Origin of the sequence: Pseudomonas sp. Fl4BN1, from assembly GCF_009908285.1 — a bacterium.
In the GTDB taxonomy this organism is placed as follows: domain Bacteria; phylum Pseudomonadota; class Gammaproteobacteria; order Pseudomonadales; family Pseudomonadaceae; genus Aquipseudomonas.
The window spans coordinates 41,820-61,832 of sequence record NZ_JAAARM010000012.1 but is presented as its reverse complement, the minus strand read 5'-3'; the positions used below and the strand labels follow the sequence as shown (position 1 = coordinate 61,832).

Here is a 20,013-nt window from a genome sequence, read left to right as displayed (position 1 = left end):
AAGGGGTTTACAATCTGCAAACCGCTTTAAAACGTGGCGCCAACTCTATGTTCTGAATGGCGTTTTGCCCACGCATAGGAAAAATTGACATTAAATTAGCACGACCAAAGGCAACTTTACACCGTCTGTCACAACGGTTACGGCCAATATATCGATTGGCCAGCTCGGCAATGGGAAAAATCCTCGATTTATCCCCCCAACAGTCGCCTCAGTCATACAGACTCAAGCGTCCACCATCGCCATCGCCTCCTCGACATCCACGGCTACCAGGCGCGAACAACCGGGTTCGTGCATCGTCACCCCCATCAATTGATCGGCCATTTCCATGGCGATCTTGTTGTGGGTGATATAGATGAACTGCACAGTCTGCGACATCTCTTTAACCAATCTTGCATAACGTCCAACGTTAGCGTCATCCAGCGGCGCGTCAACTTCATCGAGCATGCAAAACGGCGCGGGGTTCAACTTGAAGATAGCGAACACCAACGCCAATGCGGTCAATGCCTTTTCGCCACCGGAGAGCAAATGAATAGTGCTGTTCTTCTTGCCCGGCGGACGCGCCATGATCGTTACCCCTGTATCGAGTAGATCTTCGCCCGTCAGTTCCAAATAAGCGCTGCCACCACCGAAAACTTTTGGAAAGAGTGCCTGCAAACCAGCATTAATCTGATCAAAGGTATCTTTGAAACGATTACGGGTTTCCTTGTCGATCTTGCGAATCACGTTCTCCAGGGTTTCCAGGGCCTCTACCAAATCGGCATTCTGGGCATCCAGGTAGCGCTTGCGCTCGGACTGCTGCTGGTATTCATCGATGGCCGCGAGGTTGATCGCCCCCAGGCGCTGAATCCGTGCCGCAATACGCTCCAACTCTTCTTCGGCGGCCTGTTCGCTGGCATCGCCCGTCAGGGTCGCCAGCACCCCGTCGAGGTCGTAGCCGTCGGCCAGCAACTGCTCCTGCAAGGTCTTGCGGCGCACGCTCAAGGCTTGCCATTCCATGCGCTGCTGTTCGAGCTGGCCACGGATCAGCTGGGATTGCTGCTCGGCCTGGTTGCGGCGCTTCTCGGCATCGCGCAGTTCACGGTCGGCATCTTCCAGGGCGATCTGTGCGGTCTTGAGCTCGACGTCCACGGTCATGCGCTTTTCCAACAGCTCTTCGAGCTTGAGGCGCAATTCCTCCAGGGGAGCCTCACCCTCCTCCAGGTTGAGGCTGAGCTGTTCGCGCTTCTCGGTCAGGCGCTCGGATTGCAACTCCAGGCGCTCCAGGGCCTGACGGGTGGAATCGTGCTGGGCCTTGAGCGAGCCCATGCGCACCGCCAATTGGTGAGCGTGATCCTTATGCTGGCGCGCCTCCTGGCGCACCCGATCGAGGCGCTCGCGCAGGCTGTCGCGCTGGGCCAGGAGCAGTTCTCGCTGCTCGGTGTCCAGGGCCATGCTGTCGAGGGCATCCTGCAACTGCAGGCGTGCCTCGCCGACGTGTTCATGCTCCAGCTCACGCTGCTCACCGAGCTCGACCAACTCTTCATCGAGGCGGGTACGGCGCAAACTCAACTGTTCGGCCTTGGCCTTGCCCGCGGACAACTTGGCTTTCAGTTCCCCTTGTTGCCGAGCTTCATCCTGCAATAGGCGGCGCAGGTGTTCGCGGCCGTTCTCCTGCTGACGCTGCTGCGCCCGCAGATTGAGCAATTGGCTCTCCAGGGTCTCGACACTGGCTTCGCGCTCATCACGCTCCAGCGTCAGTTGCTGGATTTCCTGACCCCGGGCCAGCACGCCACTTTCCGCTTCACTGGCACGCCGGACCCGCAGGAAATGCCGACCAACCCAGTAGCCGTCGCGACTGATCAAGCTTTGCCCAGGGGCCAGCTGCCCGCGCAAGGCCAAGGCCTGTTCGAGGGTTTCCACCGGTTTGATCTGGCCCAGCCAGGGCGACAGATCCACCTGGGATTCAACCTTGTCCAGCAGGCTGCCAGGCACGCGTAACGCATCCCCCTGCAGACTCAGCAAACGCAGATCACCCTGGGCAAAACCTGCCAGATCGATACCGGCAAAGTCGTCCACCAGAACCGCCTGTAGGTCGGCGCCGAGCACGGTTTCTACCGCCAGTTCCCAACCCGCTTCCACGTGCATGCCATCGGCCAGACGCGGACGCTCGGATAACTGCTGTTCACGCAGCCATTGGGCAGTGCCGGTACCTGGGTCGAGCGCCGCTTGCTGCAAAGCCTCCAAGGACGCCAGCCGGCCGTTGAGCCGCTGCAGCTCACCCTGAGCCTGCTGCTGGGCCTGGGTGGCCTGTTGCAATTGCTGGCGCAGTTGCTCCAGGCGCTCGACCTGTGACTCCTCGCTGGCCTGCAAGTCTTCCAGGGTCGCCTCGCTGGCAGCCAGTTGCTCATTGAGTTCAAGGATCGCCGCATCTTCCGGGTCGGCCGAGAGCAACTCGCGCTCCTCGGTCAAGCGCCGTTGCCGTTCGGACAAGCGCTCCATGCTGCTTTCCAGCTGCTGGATACGTGACTGCTGCACTTCCGCCTGGCGCCGCGGCTCGGCGGAACTCAGGTTGAAGGCGTCCCACTGTTCCTGCCAACCGTGCATGGTGGTTTCGGCGTCTTCCAGGGTCGCTGCCGCTTCCTCGGCTGCCGCCGCAGTGACTTCCTGCTCAGGCTCGAGCATGCCCAGCTCTTCCCCCAGGGTCGCCAGTAACGTGCGATCGTGCCCCAGATGCGACTCGGTTTCCAAACGTGCGCGCTCGGCTTCCTTGAAATCCTCCTGCAACTGCCGCAGACGCTGCTGGCCGTGCTGGATGCTCTGCTCGACCCGGGCAATATCACCGCCCACCGAGTAGAAACGGCCCTGCACCAGATTGAAGCGCTCGGACAGCTCATGGTGACCATCACGAAAGCGTTCGATAGCGGCATCGGCATTGCGCTGATCGGCCACCAGCGCCTCGAAACTGACTTCCTGGCTGCCAATCACCGACTCACGCTGGCCCACCTGCTCATTCAACGCCTGCCAGCGCAGGGCCGACAATTGCGCCTTGAGCTGACGCTCCTCGGCCTTGTACTCCTGATACTTCTCGGCGGCCTGGGCCTGGCGATGCAGGCGTTCGAGCTGGCGCTCCAGCTCATCGCGCAAGTCGGTCAGGCGTGCCAGATTCTCGTGAGTGCGGCGGATGCGATTTTCCGTCTCGCGCCGGCGCTCCTTGTACTTGGAGATGCCCGCGGCTTCTTCGATGAAGTTGCGCAGGTCCTCGGGCTTGGCCTCGATCAACTTGGAGATCATGCCCTGCTCGATGATCGAGTAGCTGCGTGGCCCCAGGCCGGTGCCAAGGAAGATATCGGTGATGTCCCGACGGCGGCACTTGGTGCCGTTGAGGAAGTAACTGTTCTGGCTGTCGCGGGTCACCTTGCGGCGGATGGAAATCTCCGCGTAGGCGGCGTATTCGCCCACCAGGGTGCCGTCGGAGTTGTCGAACACCAGTTCGATGCTGGCCTGGCTCACCGGCTTGCGGCTGGTGGAGCCGTTGAAGATGACATCGGTCATCGACTCGCCACGCAGGTTCTTCGCCGAGCTTTCACCCATCACCCAGCGCACCGCGTCGATGATGTTCGATTTGCCGCAGCCATTGGGCCCGACTACCGCCGCCATGTTACTGGGGAAGTTCACCGTGGTGGGGTCGACGAAGGACTTGAACCCCGCCAGCTTGATGCACTTGAGTCGCACGTTTACGCATCCGCCAACGCAGATACCACCAGATCGCTGCTGCGCTGGGCATACGCCGTCAGCACCTGACGGATCTGCTCCAGGTCACGAGCCAGCACCGCGGCCAACAGTTGCTCGAACAGTGCCAGGTACTCGCTCATCGATGCCTTGCGCTGCTCCAGTGCCAGGTAATAGGCACGGCTCATGGCCGGTTGCAGGTTCTCGACGGTTTCCTGCAGGTACGGATTGTTGGCGAAGGGATAGGCCGCGCGCATCACGCTGAAGCTGTCTTCGACAAAGGCGCGGATGTCCTGGCGCTCGTAAGCGCTCACCAGCCGTTGCTGGATCTGCAGGAACGGCGCCATGTCGCTCTGCTGTGCCCAGCCACTGGCCACCGAGTTGCCCAGCAGGATGTACAGCTCGCTCATCAGGGTGCAGAGGCTGCGGACCTTGTGCTCGGTAAGCTCGGTCACGTGGGCACCGCGGCGCGGCAGGATCGCGATCAGATGGCGACGCTCGAGAATCAGCAAGGCCTCGCGCACCGATCCACGGCTGACATTGAGGGCCAAGGTGACCTTCTGTTCCTGAATCCGCTCCCCAGGCTTGAGATCCCCGCGAATGATACGTTCGGCGAGGTGGTGAGCAATTTGCTCGGCGAGGCTGTCCGGCGCCTTGAACGTCATGGTTTTCCTTCAAAATCTTTAATCGGCACAAGCCGCGCAGTGTAGCGCAATTGATACCTCATGGCGGAGTGCCCCAACAGGGGAATTTGGCATGAAACAAGCAGATTGATACGGACTCTGTAGCCGCTGCCGCGGGCTGCGATCGCTTCCAGGGGCAGTGACCCTGTCGATCATGCACAAGGCCCTTCAGGCCTTATCGCAGCCCGCGGCAGCAGCGACCGGGATACCGTTCATACTTGAAATGTTGACCATCGAAATTTCCTGACCTTAAAGTCAGAAAATCATTGACCGAAAAGTCAGACATGACTAAATTCGGCTCACGTCGGTTAACAATAATAATGAGTCTGCGAGGCCTTCCGTGATCCAGTTTTTACTCAACCAGGAACTCCGTAGCGAGCACGCCCTGGACCCCAATCTGACCGTGCTCAACTATCTGCGCGAGCACTTGGGCAAACCCGGCACCAAAGAAGGTTGCGCCAGCGGTGACTGCGGCGCCTGCACCGTGGTGGTGGGCGAGCTGCAGGTGGATGCCCAGGGCAGCGAATCCATTCGCTATCGCAGCCTCAACTCATGCCTGACCTTCGTTTCGTCCCTGCACGGCAAGCATCTGATCAGCGTCGAAGGGCTCAAGCACCAGGGTCAACTGCACAGCGTGCAACAGGCCATGGTCGACTGCCACGGCTCGCAGTGCGGCTTCTGTACCCCGGGCTTCGTCATGTCACTGTTCGCCCTGCAAAAGAACAGCTCTGAACCCGACCTCCACAAGGCCCACGAAGCCCTGGCCGGCAACCTCTGCCGCTGCACCGGCTACCGGCCGATTCTCGCCGCAGCCGAACAATCCTGCTGCGGCCAGCAGCGCGATCAGTTCGATGCCCGCCAGGCCGAGACCATCGCCCGCCTCAAGGCCATTGCGCCCAAGGACACCGGCGAGCTCAACAGCGGTGACAAACGCTGCCTGGTGCCGCTGACCGTCGCCGACCTGGCCGACCTCTACGACGCCTATCCGCAAGCCCGGCTGCTGGCCGGCGGCACCGACCTGGCGCTGGAGGTGACCCAGTTCCATCGAACCCTGCCGGTCATGATCTACGTCGGCAACATTGCCGAGATGAAGCGCATCGAACGCTTCGACGATCGCCTGGAAATCGGCGCCGCCACCGCCCTCACCGACTGTTATGACGCACTGCATGCCGAGTACCCGGATTTCGGCGAACTGCTGCAGCGCTTCGCCTCATTGCAGATCCGTAACCAGGGCACCCTGGGCGGCAATATCGGCAATGCTTCGCCGATCGGCGACTCGCCGCCCCTGCTGATAGCCCTGGGCGCGCAGATCGTACTGTGCAAGGGCGACGTACGCCGGACCTTGGCCCTGGAAGACTATTTTATCGATTACCGGGTCACCGCCCGCCAGGACAGCGAGTTCATCGAAAAGATCATCGTGCCCCGGGCCAGTGCCGAACGGCTGTTCCGCGCCTACAAGGTGTCCAAGCGCCTGGATGACGATATTTCTGCGGTCTGCGCGGCCTTCAACCTGCGGATCGAAAACGGCATGGTCAGCGATGCCCGCATTGCCTTCGGCGGCATGGCGGCGATTCCGAAACGGGCCAAGAGCTGTGAAGCCGCCCTGGTCGGCGCGCCCTGGAACCAGGCCACCGTAGAACGCGCCTGCGCGGCTCTCGCGCAAGACTTCACCCCGCTCTCGGATTTTCGCGCGAGCAAGGAATACCGCCTGCTCAGCGCACAGAACCTGCTGCGCAAATACTTCATCGAACTGCACACACCGCACATCGAGACCCGGGTGACCGCTTATGTCTAATCATCACAAAGTCGAGAAGACCCAAGCCGAACTGACGGCCCTGTTTCACCAGGACCTGACCACCGGCGTCGGCCGCAGCGTCAAGCACGACAGCGCCGCCAAACACGTGTCAGGTGAAGCGGTGTACATCGACGACCGCCTGGAATTCCCCAACCAACTGCACGTCTTTGCACGACTCTCGGACCGTGCCCATGCCCGGGTCATCAGCATCGACACCGCGCCCTGCTACGCCTTCGAAGGGGTGCGCATCGCCATTACCCACGAGGATATTCCCGGCCTCAAGGACATTGGCCCGCTATTGCCCGGCGACCCGTTGCTGGCCATCGACACCGTCGAGTTTGTCGGCCAGCCGGTGCTGGCCGTAGCGGCCAAGGACCTGGATACCGCGCGCAAGGCGGCGATGGCCGCAATCATCGAATACCAGGACCTGGAGCCGGTGCTGGATGTGGTGGAAGCCCTGCGCAAACGCCACTTCGTGCTGGATAGCCACACCCACCAGCGCGGCGATTCGGCCGGCGCACTGGCCAGCGCCGAACACCGCATTCAAGGCACCTTGCACATCGGCGGCCAGGAACATTTCTACCTGGAAACCCAGATCTCCTCGGTGATGCCTACCGAAGACGGCGGCATGATCGTCTACTGCTCGACCCAGAACCCCACCGAAGTACAGAAACTGGTGGCGGAAGTGCTCGACGTATCAATGAACAAGATCGTGGTCGACATGCGGCGCATGGGCGGCGGTTTTGGCGGCAAGGAAACCCAGGCCGCCAGCCCCGCCTGCCTGTGCGCGGTGATCGCACGCCTCACCGGCCAGCCGACCAAGATGCGCCTGCCGCGGGTCGAAGACATGCTGATGACAGGTAAGCGTCACCCCTTCTACGTCGAGTACGACGTCGGCTTCGACAATAACGGTCGCCTGCACGGCATCCAGCTGGAGCTGGCGGGCAACTGCGGCTGCTCGCCGGACCTCTCGGCGTCTATCGTCGACCGGGCGATGTTCCATGCCGACAACGCCTACTACCTGGGCGATGCCACCATCAATGGCCATCGCTGCAAGACCAACACCGCGTCGAATACCGCCTACCGCGGCTTCGGTGGCCCGCAAGGCATGGTCGCCATCGAGGAAGTGATGGACGCCATCGCCCGCCACCTGCACCTGGACCCGCTGGCGGTGCGCAAGGCCAACTATTACGGCAAGACCGAACGCAACGTCACTCACTACTACCAGACCGTCGAGCACAACATGCTCGAGGAAATGACCACCGAACTGGAAGCCAGCAGCCAGTACGCCGAGCGCCGTGAAGCCATCCGCCGGTACAACGCCAACAGCTCGATCCTGAAAAAAGGCCTGGCGCTGACCCCGGTGAAATTCGGCATTTCCTTCACTGCCAGCTTCCTCAACCAGGCCGGCGCGCTGATCCACATCTACACCGACGGCAGCATTCACCTGAACCACGGCGGCACCGAAATGGGCCAGGGCCTGAACATCAAGGTGGCCCAGGTGGTGGCCGAGGTGTTCCAGGTGGACATCGACCGGGTACAGATCACCGCCACCAATACCGACAAGGTGCCCAACACTTCGCCCACCGCTGCGTCCAGCGGCGCCGACCTGAATGGCAAGGCGGCGCAGAATGCTGCGCAGACCATCAAGACACGCCTGGTGGAGTTCGCTGCGCGGCACTACAAGGTCAGCGAGGAGGATGTGCAGTTCCACAACGGCCATGTACGCGTACGTGAACATATCCTGACCTTCGAGGAGCTGATCCAGCAGGCGTATTTCGCCCAGGTTTCACTCTCCAGCACCGGCTTCTACAAGACCCCGAAAATCTACTACGACCGCAGCCAGGCCCGGGGCCGGCCGTTCTACTACTTCGCCTTCGGTGCGGCCTGTGCCGAGGTGATCGTCGATACCTTGACCGGCGAGTACAAGATGTTGCGCACCGACATCCTGCACGACGTTGGCGCCTCGCTGAACCCGGCCATCGACATCGGCCAGGTCGAAGGCGGGTACATCCAGGGCATGGGCTGGCTGACCACCGAAGAGCTGGTGTGGAATGCCAAGGGCAAACTGATGACCAATGGCCCCGCCAGCTACAAGATCCCTGCGGTGGCCGATATGCCCCTGGACCTGCGGGTCAAGCTGGTGGAAAACCGCAAGAACCCGGAAGACACAGTGTTCCACTCCAAGGCCGTGGGCGAACCACCGTTCATGCTCGGCATCGCCGCCTGGTGTGCGATCAAGGACGCAGTGGCCAGCCTCGGCGACTACCGGCACCAGCCGCAGATCGACGCGCCGGCCACGCCGGAGCGGGTGTTATGGGGCTGCGAGCAGATGCGCCGCTTGCAGGTAACCAAGGCCGCGGACCCGCAAACCGAGCTGGCGCCGCTGTAACGGCCTGCGCCGACAAGCCGGCTCCTACAACACACCTGTAGGAGCCGGCTTGCCGGCGAAAAGTCCCGAACAGACAACCAAGATGTCGAGGTGAACATGTACAACTGGATCAGCGCCCTCGCCGACCTGCAAATCCAGGGGGAACCCTGTGTGCTGGTGACCATCATCGAGGAGCTCGGCTCGACGCCACGCAACGCCGGCTCGAAAATGGTGGTCAGTGCCAACCAATCCTTCGACACCATCGGCGGCGGCCACCTGGAATACAAGGCCATGCAGATCGCCCGGGAGATGCTGGCCAGCGGCAAGCAGTCCACTCATCTGGAGCGCTTCAGTCTCGGCGCCAGCCTTGGCCAGTGCTGTGGCGGGGCCACAGTGCTGCTGTTCGAACCCATGGGCCAAGTACAGGCGCACATTGCCGTGTTCGGCGCCGGGCACGTCGGGCGCGCCCTGGTGCCGCTGCTGGCCAGCCTGCCCTGCCGGGTGCGCTGGATCGACTCGCGGGAACAGGAGTTCCCGGAACAGATTCCCCCAGGCGTACGCAAGATCATCAGCGAAGAACCGGTGGACGAGGTCGATAACCTACCCCCTGGCAGCTATTGCATTGTCATGACCCATAATCACCAACTGGACCTGGAGTTGACCGCAGCCCTGCTCGAGCGCAACGACTTCAGCTATTTCGGCCTGATCGGCTCGAAGACCAAGCGGGTCAAGTTCGAACACCGCCTGCGCGATCGCGGCTTTGACGCCGCCACCTTGCAACGCATGCGCTGCCCGATGGGGCTTGGCGAAGTCAAAGGCAAGCTGCCTGTGGAAATCGCCATTTCCATCGCCGGTGAGATAATCGCCACCTATAACGCACATTTCGGCCAGCCCAGCGTCAGTGCCGAACCGATTGCCAAACTGCTGCCGGCCTCGCGCCGCAGCCACGCTTCAAACTGACAAGCCACACACTGAGAACGACAATGCCCCTGACTCGCAAAGCCTACCGTGCCGCCATCCTGCACAGCATCGCCGACCCGGCCGAAGTCGGAATCGAAGCCTCCTATGAGTATTTCGAAGACGGCCTGCTGGTGGTCAAGGACGGTCGGATCAGCGCCCTCGGCCACGCCAGCGAACTGCTCGCCGGCCTGCCCGCAGACGTGCAGATCAACCACTACCCGGATGCCCTGATCACCCCGGGTTTCATCGACACCCATATCCACCTGCCCCAGACCGGCATGGTCGGGGCTTATGGCGAACAGTTGCTGGACTGGCTGAACACCTACACCTTCCCCTGTGAAAGCCAGTTCGCCGATCAGGACCACGCCAACCAAGTGGCGGACATCTTCATCAAGGAACTGCTGCGCAACGGCACCACCACCGCCCTGGTGTTTGGCAGCGTGCACCCGCAGTCCGTCAACGCATTCTTCGCCGCTGCCGAGAAACTCGACCTGCGGATGATTGCCGGCAAGGTGATGATGGATCGCAACGCCCCGGACTACCTGACCGATACTGCGGAATCGGGCTACCAGGAAAGCAAGGCACTGATCGAGCGCTGGCACGGCAAGGGCCGCTTGCACTACGCGGTGACCCCACGTTTCGCACCAACCAGCACTCCCGAGCAACTGACCCTCGCCGGCCAGCTGCTAACCGAGTACCCCGACCTCTACATGCAGACCCACATCAGTGAAAACCTGCAGGAGATCGAATGGGTCAAGGAGTTGTTCCCGGAGCGCAAGGGCTACCTGGACGTCTACGACCACTACCAGTTGCTGGGAGAGCGCTCAGTGTTTGCCCACGGCGTGCACCTGTGCGATGAGGAATGCGCGCGGCTGGCGGAAACCGGCTCGGCCGTGGCCTTCTGCCCGACCTCGAACCTGTTCCTCGGCAGTGGCCTGTTCAATCTGCCGATGGCGGAAAAACACAAGCTCAATGTCGGCCTGGGCACCGACGTCGGCGGCGGTACCAGTTTCTCGCTGCTGCAAACCCTCAACGAAGCCTACAAGGTCATGCAGCTGCAAGGTGCGCGCCTGAGCGCCTTCAAGTCGCTGTACCTGGCCACCCTCGGCGGTGCCCGGGCACTGCGCCTGGAAGATCGGATCGGCACCCTGCACCCCGGTACCGATGCCGACTTCGTGGTCCTCGACTACAACGCCACACCACTGCTCAGCTACCGCCTGAAGCAGGCCAACAACATCGCCGAAACCCTGTTCGTGTTGATTACCCTGGGGGATGACCGTACCGTGCTGCAGACCTATGCTGCCGGCCAGCAAGTTCACCAGCGCTAAGCCCTGAAAGCAGAAATCCCCCGTTCGCGGCAAGCCGAACGGGGGATTTTTATGCCTGAAGCCCAAGTGGCAAGGTACAGGCTAGAAGGTCACTTCCATGTTCAAGGTCGGTGCTGAAGTGCGGGTACCACGCCCACCGTCCACCCCGAACTTGTTGTGCCAATACTCGTAACCGACCCCCAGGTAGAGGTTGGGCTTGACGTTCTTGCCCGGTAATACGGCAAACATCAACGAGGTGCGCATCAGGGTTTCCGGGGCAGTATCGCGATAGTTGTAATCGTGACCCTTTTCCCCGGTGTAGTTGACGAAGCCCTGGAACTTGGCTGCGTGGCTACCGACCTCGAACGGACGCATCCAGGCCAGGTTGAGCAGATAGGTATCGTCGAAGGTGTGATCCGGATCCTTCGCCCCGGGAATACCGGAATGGTTGTTTTCCTTGTAGTACAACAAGCTCAGGTCGAGTACGCCGACCGTGTTGAACTTCAGGGTCGGACCAAAGACCAGGGCACGCTTTTTCGCTGAGCCCAAGTTGTTGTTGCGGCTGGCATCAAAGCCCATGGTCAACGCGTAGTCCTTGATCAGGCCTGTACCCACAGGCGTATCGAATACCCGGGAGGCAAAGAGCTGGTGACGGTAGACACCATAGACTTCACTGCTGCCCTTGTTGGTGCCTTTGCGCGGATCGTCGTTGTCGGAGAGCAGTACGTCCAGGTGCAGGTAGTTGCTGCCGTACTGGTACCCACTGGCATGGGTGAAGCTGTAGATGCGCTTGCTGATGTAGTGCGGGTTGTTCGGGTTGGTGAACTCCTTGCCGTACCGAAAGCCGACGCTGTTGTTCATCCACTCCACGGCGGCGGCTTCCCCTGCGCCGATCAATGTCATCAGCAGGGTTGCGCCTTGTAATGCCTTTTTCATTTTTATTATGTCCTGTGGCGGTGTGGCTTATGGCAGCTTCGCTGGCTGCCGACCGGACGCAGTATCGGCACAAGCACCACAGGGCCCAAAGAACAGAATATCGACCAGCGCGCTGCCAAAATGGCAACAGCCGCCCACAGCCATGGACTCAGAGCACTGGCTGGCCGAAGGCGCGCTCGGCCCGTTCGCGTATGGCAATCTCTTCACTGAGCAGATGCGCTAGCGCCTCCACGGCGCTGGGCAAGTCGCGCCCGCTGCGGGCATAGAGCCCCAGGTCACTGTAGATGCCGCCCTGGTCGCTCAGCGGGATATGCAGCAACTCGCCCTTGCTCAGGTCCGACTCGACCCCGACCCGAGTCTGAAACGCCACGCCCATGTTGTGCCGGGCCATCTGCCGCGCCAGCTCCATGGAATTGCTCTGCAGTGGCGGCTTGTCCAGCAGGCCCAGGCGCTTGTGCAACGGCGCCAACAGGTGGTGGATCGACAGATCGCTCTTGGCCAGGATCAGCCCGTGCTCGGCACAGGTGGCAAAGTTGACGCTGCCCCGCTCGGCTAGCGGGTGATCGGGGCTGACCAGAGCGCCGAGGCGAAAATGGCCGACGCTCAATTGACGTATTTCCGCAGCCCTGGGCAAGGCGAAGGCCAGGCCCAGGTCCGCACGACTGTTGATCAAGGCCAGAGGAATCGATTGCGAACCTTGCACCGTGACGCCGATGGTCACCTGCGGGTAGTGATCGCGCATGCGCTTGAGCACCGAGGGCAGCAGGTCCACCGTGGCGCCCTCTACAGTGGCGATCTCCACGTGCCCGCTTTTCAGCCCCCGCAACGCATCGAACTCCAGGCGCACCCGCTCCAGGTCCTGCAACACCAGGTTGACGTGACGACTGAGAATTTCTCCGGCCAGGGTCAAGCGCAACCCTCCGGGCAGGCGTTCGAACAGCGGCGCCCCGATTTCATCCTCGATCTTGAGAATCTGCCGGTTCACCGCCGAGGAGGCGACATTCAGGCGCCGGGCGGCCTCGCGGATCGAGTGACAGCGCCGCACCATGTCGAAGTAGTGAATCGCGGAGGAATGAATACGTAGCGTTCTGCCGCTCATGCCGCGGGCTCCTTTCGCAGGGCGAGAGGCGGGCCTTGGCGGGCTGATCTTCCGCCACGCGCCTCGAAGCGGGCACTGTATACAATTTTAAATAAAAACCGCAACAATCGATCAGGTCCAGACTCAATCGCCTTCCCCAAACAAAAATCCCCCGCTCCGTGCAGCGCACGTAGCGAGGGATTTCTTCAAGCCTGCGGCCTCAGAGCTTGGCGGTCGGCCGCCCCGGCTTCTTGGTCTGCAGCAGGTGCGAGAACACCGCATGCAGATCGTCCGAAGCGCTTTCCTCGTCAAGGTTGAGCTTGCTGTCGATGTGATCCATGTGATGCATCATCAGGTTCACTGCCAACTCGCCATCTCGCGCTTCGATGGCATCGATCAACTGGGTGTGCTCGTCGTAGGAACAGTGAGAGCGGTTGCCACTTTCATACTGGGCAATGATCAACGAAGTCTGGGACACCAGGCTGCGCTGGAAACTGATCAGTGGTGCATTCTTCGCCGCCTCCGCCAACTTCAGGTGGAACTCGCCGGACAAGCGGATACCCGCACCCCGGTCACCTCGGGAAAAGCTGTCGCGTTCCTCGTTGACCATCTGCCGCAGTTCCAGCAACTGCTCGGCGGTAGCGTGCTGCACCGCCAGTTCGGTAATGGCCCGCTCCACCAGGCGCCGGGCGAGAAACACCTGACGGGCTTCCTCGACACTCGGACTGGCTACCACCGCACCACGGTTGGGGCGCAACAGGACCACGCCTTCGTGGGCCAGACGCGACAAGGCACGACGGATGATGGTCCGACTGACTCCAAATATTTCTCCCAGCGCCTCTTCACTCAACTTGGTGCCGGGCGCCAGGCGCTGTTCGAGGATGGCCTCGAAGATATGCGCGTAGACAATATCGTCCTGGGTTCCGCTGCGACCGGCTTTGCCTGCTCGCGGTTGTTTCTTGAGAGGTTGCAACTGTTCGTTCATGGGCACTCGGGTCGGAAGGACTGCGGCGATTTCGCGTGACTTTAATACGTCACGATGGGTCGCTGGCAAGTATCGCGTTAAAACAGGGACACATTGTACACAACCCATGGGGATCATTAGTAAAAACTGTTACTGCCCCGCCACTTATTCAGCGACTGTACGGCTATTTGTAGTCGCGGCTGTATTGCAATGCAAAGTTGCTTTTAAGTTTAGGCTTGGACCCTGAACCCCATTTCCGGCCCACCGATCGAAGCATGCTTCGCTCAGTGCGGGCTGGATATGCCTGGTTGCGCCTTTCAAGAACAAGGAATAGCAGTAATGTCCGATGCCACCCCCGCGCAGATACGCCCCCTGGCCGACACTTCGCCCTCAGCCATCGTTGCCGGCTTCATCGCCATGATGACCGGCTATACCAGTTCCCTGGTGCTGATGTTCCAGGCTGGACAAGCCGCCGGCCTGACCAGCGGTCAAATTTCCTCCTGGATCTGGGCCATCTCCATCGGCATGGCGGTGTGCAGCATCGGCCTGTCCCTGCGCTATCGCACCCCCATCACTATCGCCTGGTCGACACCCGGCGCCGCCCTGCTGATTACCAGCCTGTCCGGAGTGACCTACGGCGAAGCCATTGGCGCCTATATCACCTGCGCGGTATTGGTCACGGTCTGCGGGCTCACCGGCAGCTTCGAGCGCCTGATGAAAAAAATCCCGGCCTCCCTGGCAGCGGCCTTGCTGGCAGGGATTCTGTTCAAGATCGGCAGTGAGATTTTCGTGGCCGCGCAACACCGCACCGGCCTGGTACTGGGCATGTTCTTCACCTACCTGGTGGTCAAGCGCCTGTCGCCGCGTTATGCGGTGCTGGCGGCGCTGTTGATCGGCACCGCCCTTTCCGGGCTGATGGGCTTGTTGGACTTCAGCGGCTTTCACCTGGAAGTGGCAACCCCGGTCTGGACCACGCCGCACTTCTCCCTGGCAGCCACCATCAGCATTGGCATCCCGCTGTTCGTGGTGGCCATGACCTCGCAGAACATGCCCGGAATCGCCGTGCTGCGCGCCGACGGCTACAACGTTCCGGCCTCGCCGCTGATCACCGCCACGGGCCTGGCCTCACTGCTGCTGGCGCCCTTTGGCTCACACGGCATCAACCTCGCGGCCATCAGCGCAGCAATCTGTACCGGCCCTCACGCCCACGAAGATCACAGCAAGCGTTATACCGCGGCAGTCTGGTGCGGGATTTTCTACGGCATCGCCGGGGTCTTCGGTGCCACCCTGGCCGCGCTGTTCGCCGCGCTGCCCAAGGAACTGGTGCTGTCCATCGCGGCTCTGGCGCTGTTTGGCTCGATCATCAATGGCTTGAGCATCGCCATGAGCGAAGTGAAGGAACGGGAAGCCGCACTGATCACCTTCATGGTGACGGCATCGGGCCTGACGCTATTTTCCATCGGCTCGGCATTCTGGGGAATTGTCGCCGGGGTGGTGACCTTGATGATCCTGAATTGGCGCAGTGCCTGAAGCGCTTCGCTGGCAAGCCTGCTTTTGCGCCCACCCACTGTAGAAGCCGGCTTGCCGGCGAAATGCCGCCCACGACAAAACCCGGGACCAGCCCGCGGCAGATGCAAAAAAACAGAAGGGAAAATTCGACAGGTTGCCCTGAGGCAACAACGCATGAGCGGCCCGGACGGGCCGCCCATGCATGACATTACGCGACTGGGTTGATCGCGTTGTCCGGGTACCACACGTCCAGCAGCGGGCTGACTTCAACGCTGGTCAGCTCGGTGCGAGCCTTGAGCCAGGCTTCAACAGCGGCACGTTGCTCTTCGCTAACGCAGCCGCGCTTGCTCAGGCAAACCAGACCGAAGTCATCGCCACCTACATAGCCCAGGCCGTTGGCTTCCATCGCTTCTTTGAGGAATGCGTCGAGGAAAGCGTCAATAGCTTCGTCAGCCAGATCTTCTTTGAAATCCAGGTTCAGCTCAAAACCCAGCTCCTGAAATTCATCTACGCAGAGTTTTTTGCGCAGACGGCGGGAACGGTTAGTGGCCATGGAACAATCCTCATAAGTAATAACGGGCGGCACTTTACCAGTTTAGGCGGGCGATTGCCTGACTCTATGAGGATGCCGGACTGCCATTGGTAAAAAAAATACCGCTCCTGCGGCCCGTGGCACGGCACAAGCCGCTATACCTTGGGGCATAATGCCGACACTTTCATGACCACTGAGGGATTTTATCTGCATGCCCTCGCCTTTTTTCCCCTCGACTGCAGGGTTCCATTTCATATGATCAAATCGTTGCGTCCTCTACTGCTTGCCAGTGTTTTCCTCCCCCTGGCATTCCAGGCCTCCGCGGCCCCGGTCAACACCACCCTGACCCCCAAGGTTCAACAAGCCCTCAAAGCCAGCAAACTCCCGGACAATGCCTTGTCGCTGGTGATGATTCCCCTGAACGGCCCAGGCACCCCGACCATCTTCAACGCCGACGTGTCGGTCAACCCAGCCTCCACCATGAAGCTGGTGACCACCTACGCCGCCCTGGAAATGCTTGGTCCGACCCACCAGTGGAAGACCGAGTTCTACACCGACGGCACCCTCAGCGGCGGCATCCTCAATGGCAACCTCTACCTCAAGGGCGGCGGCGATCCCAAGCTGAACATGGAGAAGCTCTGGCTGCTGATGCGCGACCTGCGGGCCAACGGCGTGCAGCAAGTCACCGGTGACCTGGTGCTGGACCGCAACTTCTTCGTGCAACCCCAGTTGCCGGAGTTCAATGATGACGGCAACGACGAGAACAAGCCGTTCCTGGTCAAGCCCGACTCACTGATGGTCAACCTCAAGGCCCTGCGCTTTGTCGCTCGCAACGATTCCGGCCGAGTGCTGGTGTCAGTGGAGCCGCCGATTGCCAAGATTCGCATCGACAATCAGATCAAGGCCATCAACACCAAGCAATGCACCGGCGATGTCCGCTACAACCCGGTGACCCAGGCCGATGGCAGTGTGATTGTCACCGTCGGCGGCCAGTTGGGTGATGGCTGCAGCTCCCAGACCTACCTGTCGCTGCTGGACCATGCCACCTACACCGCCGGCGCCGTGCGGGCGATCTGGAGCGAGCTGGGTGGCAGCATCCAGGGCCAGGACCGCCTGGCAGTGGTACCCAAGGACGCCAAGGTACTGGCCCGCGCATTCTCCCCGGACCTGGCGGAAATCATCCGCGACATCAACAAATACAGTAACAACACCATGGCCCAGCAGCTGTTCCTGAGCCTGGGAGCGAAGTACCGCAACGACGCCGATGGCGACGACGCCAAAGCCGCCCAGCGCGTGGTGCGTCAGTGGCTGGCGAAAAAAGGCATCACTTCACCGCACTTGGTGATGGAGAACGGTTCCGGCCTGTCCCGTGCCGAACGGGTCAGCGCTCGGGAAATGGCGGGCTTGCTGCAAGCTGCGTGGAAAAGCCCCTACGCCGCGGAGTTCATCAGTTCGATGCCGATTGCCGGCATGGACGGCACCATGCGCAAGCGCTTGAAGCGCACCGCCATGTCGGGTGAAGCCCATATCAAGACCGGTACCCTGAACACCGTCCGCGCCATTGCCGGCTACAGCCGCGATGACAACGGCAACACCTGGGCGGTGGTGGCGATTCTCAACGATCCACGTCCGTTCGGCGCCTCATCGGTGCTGGACCAGGTGCTGCTGGACCTCTATCGCCAGCCCAAGCTGGCCACCAGCGCCTCGGTGTTGTAAAGGCCTGCATCGAGGGCGGCGAGGACCACTCACCGCCCTCGGCAATCAAGGCAACTCCGCTTGCACCCGGTCGCGCCCGGCCTGCTTGGCGGCATAGACCCCGGAGTCGGCCCGCAACAACAAACCATCCGCGCCCTCGCCTTCACGCCAACTGGCAATACCGAAACTGGCGGTGACGATGCCCACCGGTTCAATCGGTGAACTACGCAAGCCTTGCCACAGCTCCTCGGCCAGGATCAGCGCTTGCTGACCATCAGTGTCCGGGCACAGGACCATGAACTCCTCCCCGCCCAGGCGACAGAACACATCGGTACGCCGCAGGCGCCGAGCGGTACGCTCGCACAGCCCCTTCAACACCTGATCGCCCACGCCATGCCCGTGCAGATCGTTGACCCGCTTGAAATGATCGATATCCAGCATGATCACTGCCATCTTGCCGCCACCACGTTCCAGGCGCTGCATTTCGCTTTGCAGTTGCTCCTGGAAATAGCGCCGGTTGTGAATCCCGGTCAGCGAGTCCGTGACCGACAACGCCCGCAGTTCTTCCTCGACCCGCTTGAGATCGGAGATGTCCGAGATATAGCCGTGCCATAACACCCCGCCGCCCGGCAGTCGCTCCGGCGTCGCTGCACCCCGCATCCAGCGCAGACCACGCTGGGGCAGGCAGACCCGGAACTCTTCGCGCCAGGGACTGAGTTGCTCCGCCGAGGCCTGGATCGACGCTCGCACCCGCCGCACATCCTCAGGATGAATGCGCTCGAACGCCGGCGCGGCATTCTCCTGCAATTGCTGCGGCTCGATCTCGTAGATCTCGCGAATACCGTCGCTGGCATAAGTGAAACTCGCATGCCCTTCGGCATCCAGCTTGAACTGGTAGATCCCCCCCGGGACATGGGCACTGAGTCTTTTCAGCAGACGATCCCGGGCCGCCAGGGCCTCATGTACGCGCTTGCGCTCGGTGATGTCGATGCAAATGGCCAGGTGGCCGATCCACAAGCCCTGATCATCCAGTACCGGGGTCGCCAGCATGTTCACTTGCAAGTGGCTGCCGTCCTGGCGCACCAGGGTCCATTCCCGGGCTTCGTGGCCGCCGGCCATGCCCGCCTCCACCAACATCGCCTGGGACATCGGGATCGGCTTGCCATACCGCTGGCTGAGGCTATGGGCCCAAGGCTCGAGCTCGCTGGGCAGATGCAGGCTTTCCAGGGTCAGGTGCCCCACTGCCTCGCTGCTGCTGTAGCCGAGCATCTGCTCGGCCCCGGCATTGAAGGTGCTGATGACCCCACGCAGGTCCGTGGCGATGATCGCCACCTGGGTGGCGGCATTCAGCACGCTACGCAACTGACTGTGGGTACCGCGCAGTTCATGCTCGCGACTGCGCAACTCTTCAGTTTGCTGTTCCACCAGGGCCAGGGCCCGTTGCCGCTGGCTCACCAATACATAGAGCAAGGCACTGAGCAGTACGCTGAGCAAGCCGCCGAGGACCACCAAGCTGCTCAGGGAAGAATGGTTGGCATGCACGAATGCAGCGCTGGGACGGATGTCCACCTGGTAGTCGCGATCCGCCAGGCGCAACAGTCGGCTGGCGATCAGGGGGCTGCTGATCGGCGGATTGTTCGACTCATAGAGCACCTCATGCTGCCCCTCGCTGGAGAGGTCGAGAATCCGCACCGACAGATTGTCGCTGGCCGGCACCGGCAAGCCATCTGCCACCAGTTGTCGCAAGCTGATCACCGCCAGCACATAGCCTTCTGGCCGGGCAGCGGCATTGCTTGCAGAGCGCCGAACCGGAGCGGCCAACAGCACGCCACGGGCATACGCCGGATCGACCGCCACCAGATGCACCGGCGGCGAAACCGCCAGCCCGTCAAGCTCACGGGCTCGCTCCAGGGTAATGCGGCGCTGGGGTTGAGCCAGCAGGTCATACCCCAAAGGCGAACCTAGCGAGCTCTGGGTCTGGCTGTACAGGACCGGCACATACTCTTCACGCACGCCGGCCGGTTCCATCTGGCCACTGGAGGCCAACTGGCGGATGGAGAATCCCGACAGTCCCTGGTCCCGCACCGACTGCTCGAACGCCGGGCGCTGGGCAAGACTGACCAGCGGCGCCCAGGCATAGGCTTGGGTGCGACGTAGCAGGGGTTTGGCGTAGCCATCGAAGTCCTGGCGCGACACCAGATCGGAATTGACAAAGAAACGCCGCAGGCCATCCAGGCGTTGCTCCTGGTCCTGAAAACGTTCTTCGATGCGACTGTAGCGTTCGCCAGCGAGCAACTGGAAACGCTGTCGCAGTTGCTGCTGGTTCACATTGAAAGTGGACCAGGCCAACAGCCCGGTCAGAATGCCGCCCGCAAGTAATACCAGTAAGGCTACCAGCCAGGCAGAGACCTCTTCACTTATGAAACCCAGGATTTTCGGGCGTACCACTTGCAACGGCATAAGCAGAACTCATCA

13 protein-coding genes are annotated in these 20,013 nt (G+C 61.4%); 6 read left to right on the top strand and 7 right to left on the bottom strand.

The genetic code is table 11. From position 1 onward, the window contains the following. Positions 1 to 222: 222 nt before the first annotated feature. On the bottom strand, positions 223 to 3,711 hold the full coding sequence (smc, locus tag GV818_RS15440; RefSeq protein ID WP_161753244.1) for a chromosome segregation protein SMC: 3,489 nt from the start codon (positions 3,709 to 3,711) through the stop codon (positions 223 to 225). 2 nt (positions 3,712 to 3,713) lie between these two features. Beyond that, positions 3,714 to 4,373 carry a GntR family transcriptional regulator gene (locus GV818_RS15435; protein WP_161753246.1) on the bottom strand — a complete coding sequence of 220 codons (660 nt, stop codon included), beginning with the start codon at positions 4,371 to 4,373 and terminating at the stop codon, positions 3,714 to 3,716. Positions 4,374 to 4,731: 358 nt separating this feature from the next. Between GV818_RS15435 and xdhA the strand changes: the two genes are divergently transcribed. The 4 genes from xdhA (at position 4,732) to guaD (ending at position 10,845) form a co-directional block, all read left to right on the top strand. Beyond that, complete coding sequence (xdhA, locus tag GV818_RS15430) at positions 4,732 to 6,186, top strand: xanthine dehydrogenase small subunit (RefSeq protein WP_161753248.1); 1,455 nt, start codon at positions 4,732 to 4,734, stop codon at positions 6,184 to 6,186. Beyond that, positions 6,179 to 8,578, top strand: a complete 2,400-nt coding sequence (xdhB, locus tag GV818_RS15425) for a xanthine dehydrogenase molybdopterin binding subunit (protein WP_161776940.1) — start codon at positions 6,179 to 6,181, stop codon at positions 8,576 to 8,578. Before xdhA ends, xdhB begins: the two co-directional genes overlap by 8 nt. A gap of 96 nt (positions 8,579 to 8,674) precedes the next feature. Continuing rightward, positions 8,675 to 9,517, top strand: coding sequence for a xanthine dehydrogenase accessory protein XdhC (gene xdhC, locus GV818_RS15420; protein WP_161776939.1), 843 nt, complete (start codon positions 8,675 to 8,677; stop codon positions 9,515 to 9,517). Between the two features lie 23 nt (positions 9,518 to 9,540). Beyond that, the gene (gene guaD, locus GV818_RS15415; protein ID WP_161776938.1) at positions 9,541 to 10,845 is read left to right on the top strand and encodes a guanine deaminase; all 1,305 of its coding nucleotides are present in this window, start codon (positions 9,541 to 9,543) and stop codon (positions 10,843 to 10,845) included. 81 nt (positions 10,846 to 10,926) lie between these two features. Here the strand turns inward: guaD and GV818_RS15410 are convergent, their stop codons facing one another. The 3 genes from GV818_RS15410 to GV818_RS15400 form a co-directional block, all read right to left on the bottom strand. Then, the gene (locus GV818_RS15410) at positions 10,927 to 11,760 is read right to left on the bottom strand and encodes a nucleoside-binding protein (RefSeq protein ID WP_161753256.1); all 834 of its coding nucleotides are present in this window, start codon (positions 11,758 to 11,760) and stop codon (positions 10,927 to 10,929) included. 148 nt (positions 11,761 to 11,908) lie between these two features. Next, positions 11,909 to 12,859: a LysR family transcriptional regulator gene (locus GV818_RS15405; protein ID WP_161753258.1), complete on the bottom strand. Its 951-nt coding sequence runs from the start codon at positions 12,857 to 12,859 to the stop codon at positions 11,909 to 11,911. A 199-nt stretch (positions 12,860 to 13,058) separates the two neighbouring features. Further along, positions 13,059 to 13,823, bottom strand: coding sequence for a GntR family transcriptional regulator (locus tag GV818_RS15400; RefSeq protein WP_025128787.1), 765 nt, complete (start codon positions 13,821 to 13,823; stop codon positions 13,059 to 13,061). Between the two features lie 318 nt (positions 13,824 to 14,141). Between GV818_RS15400 and GV818_RS15395 the strand changes: the two genes are divergently transcribed. Further along, entirely contained in the window at positions 14,142 to 15,332 is a 1,191-nt protein-coding gene (locus tag GV818_RS15395; RefSeq protein WP_161776937.1) for a benzoate/H(+) symporter BenE family transporter, read from the top strand. Between the two features lie 187 nt (positions 15,333 to 15,519). On the opposite strand, the gene GV818_RS15390 is transcribed toward GV818_RS15395, so the two are convergent. Continuing rightward, positions 15,520 to 15,864 (bottom strand): YggL family protein, encoded by a 345-nt coding sequence (locus tag GV818_RS15390; protein ID WP_161753261.1) that lies wholly within the window; start codon positions 15,862 to 15,864, stop codon positions 15,520 to 15,522. Between the two features lie 234 nt (positions 15,865 to 16,098). Between GV818_RS15390 and dacB the strand changes: the two genes are divergently transcribed. Continuing rightward, positions 16,099 to 17,559, top strand: a complete 1,461-nt coding sequence (gene dacB / locus GV818_RS15385; RefSeq protein ID WP_161776936.1) for a D-alanyl-D-alanine carboxypeptidase/D-alanyl-D-alanine endopeptidase — start codon at positions 16,099 to 16,101, stop codon at positions 17,557 to 17,559. Between the two features lie 45 nt (positions 17,560 to 17,604). Here the strand turns inward: dacB and GV818_RS15380 are convergent, their stop codons facing one another. Then, entirely contained in the window at positions 17,605 to 19,998 is a 2,394-nt protein-coding gene (locus GV818_RS15380; protein WP_161776935.1) for a sensor domain-containing diguanylate cyclase, read from the bottom strand. Positions 19,999 to 20,013 lie beyond the last annotated feature (15 nt).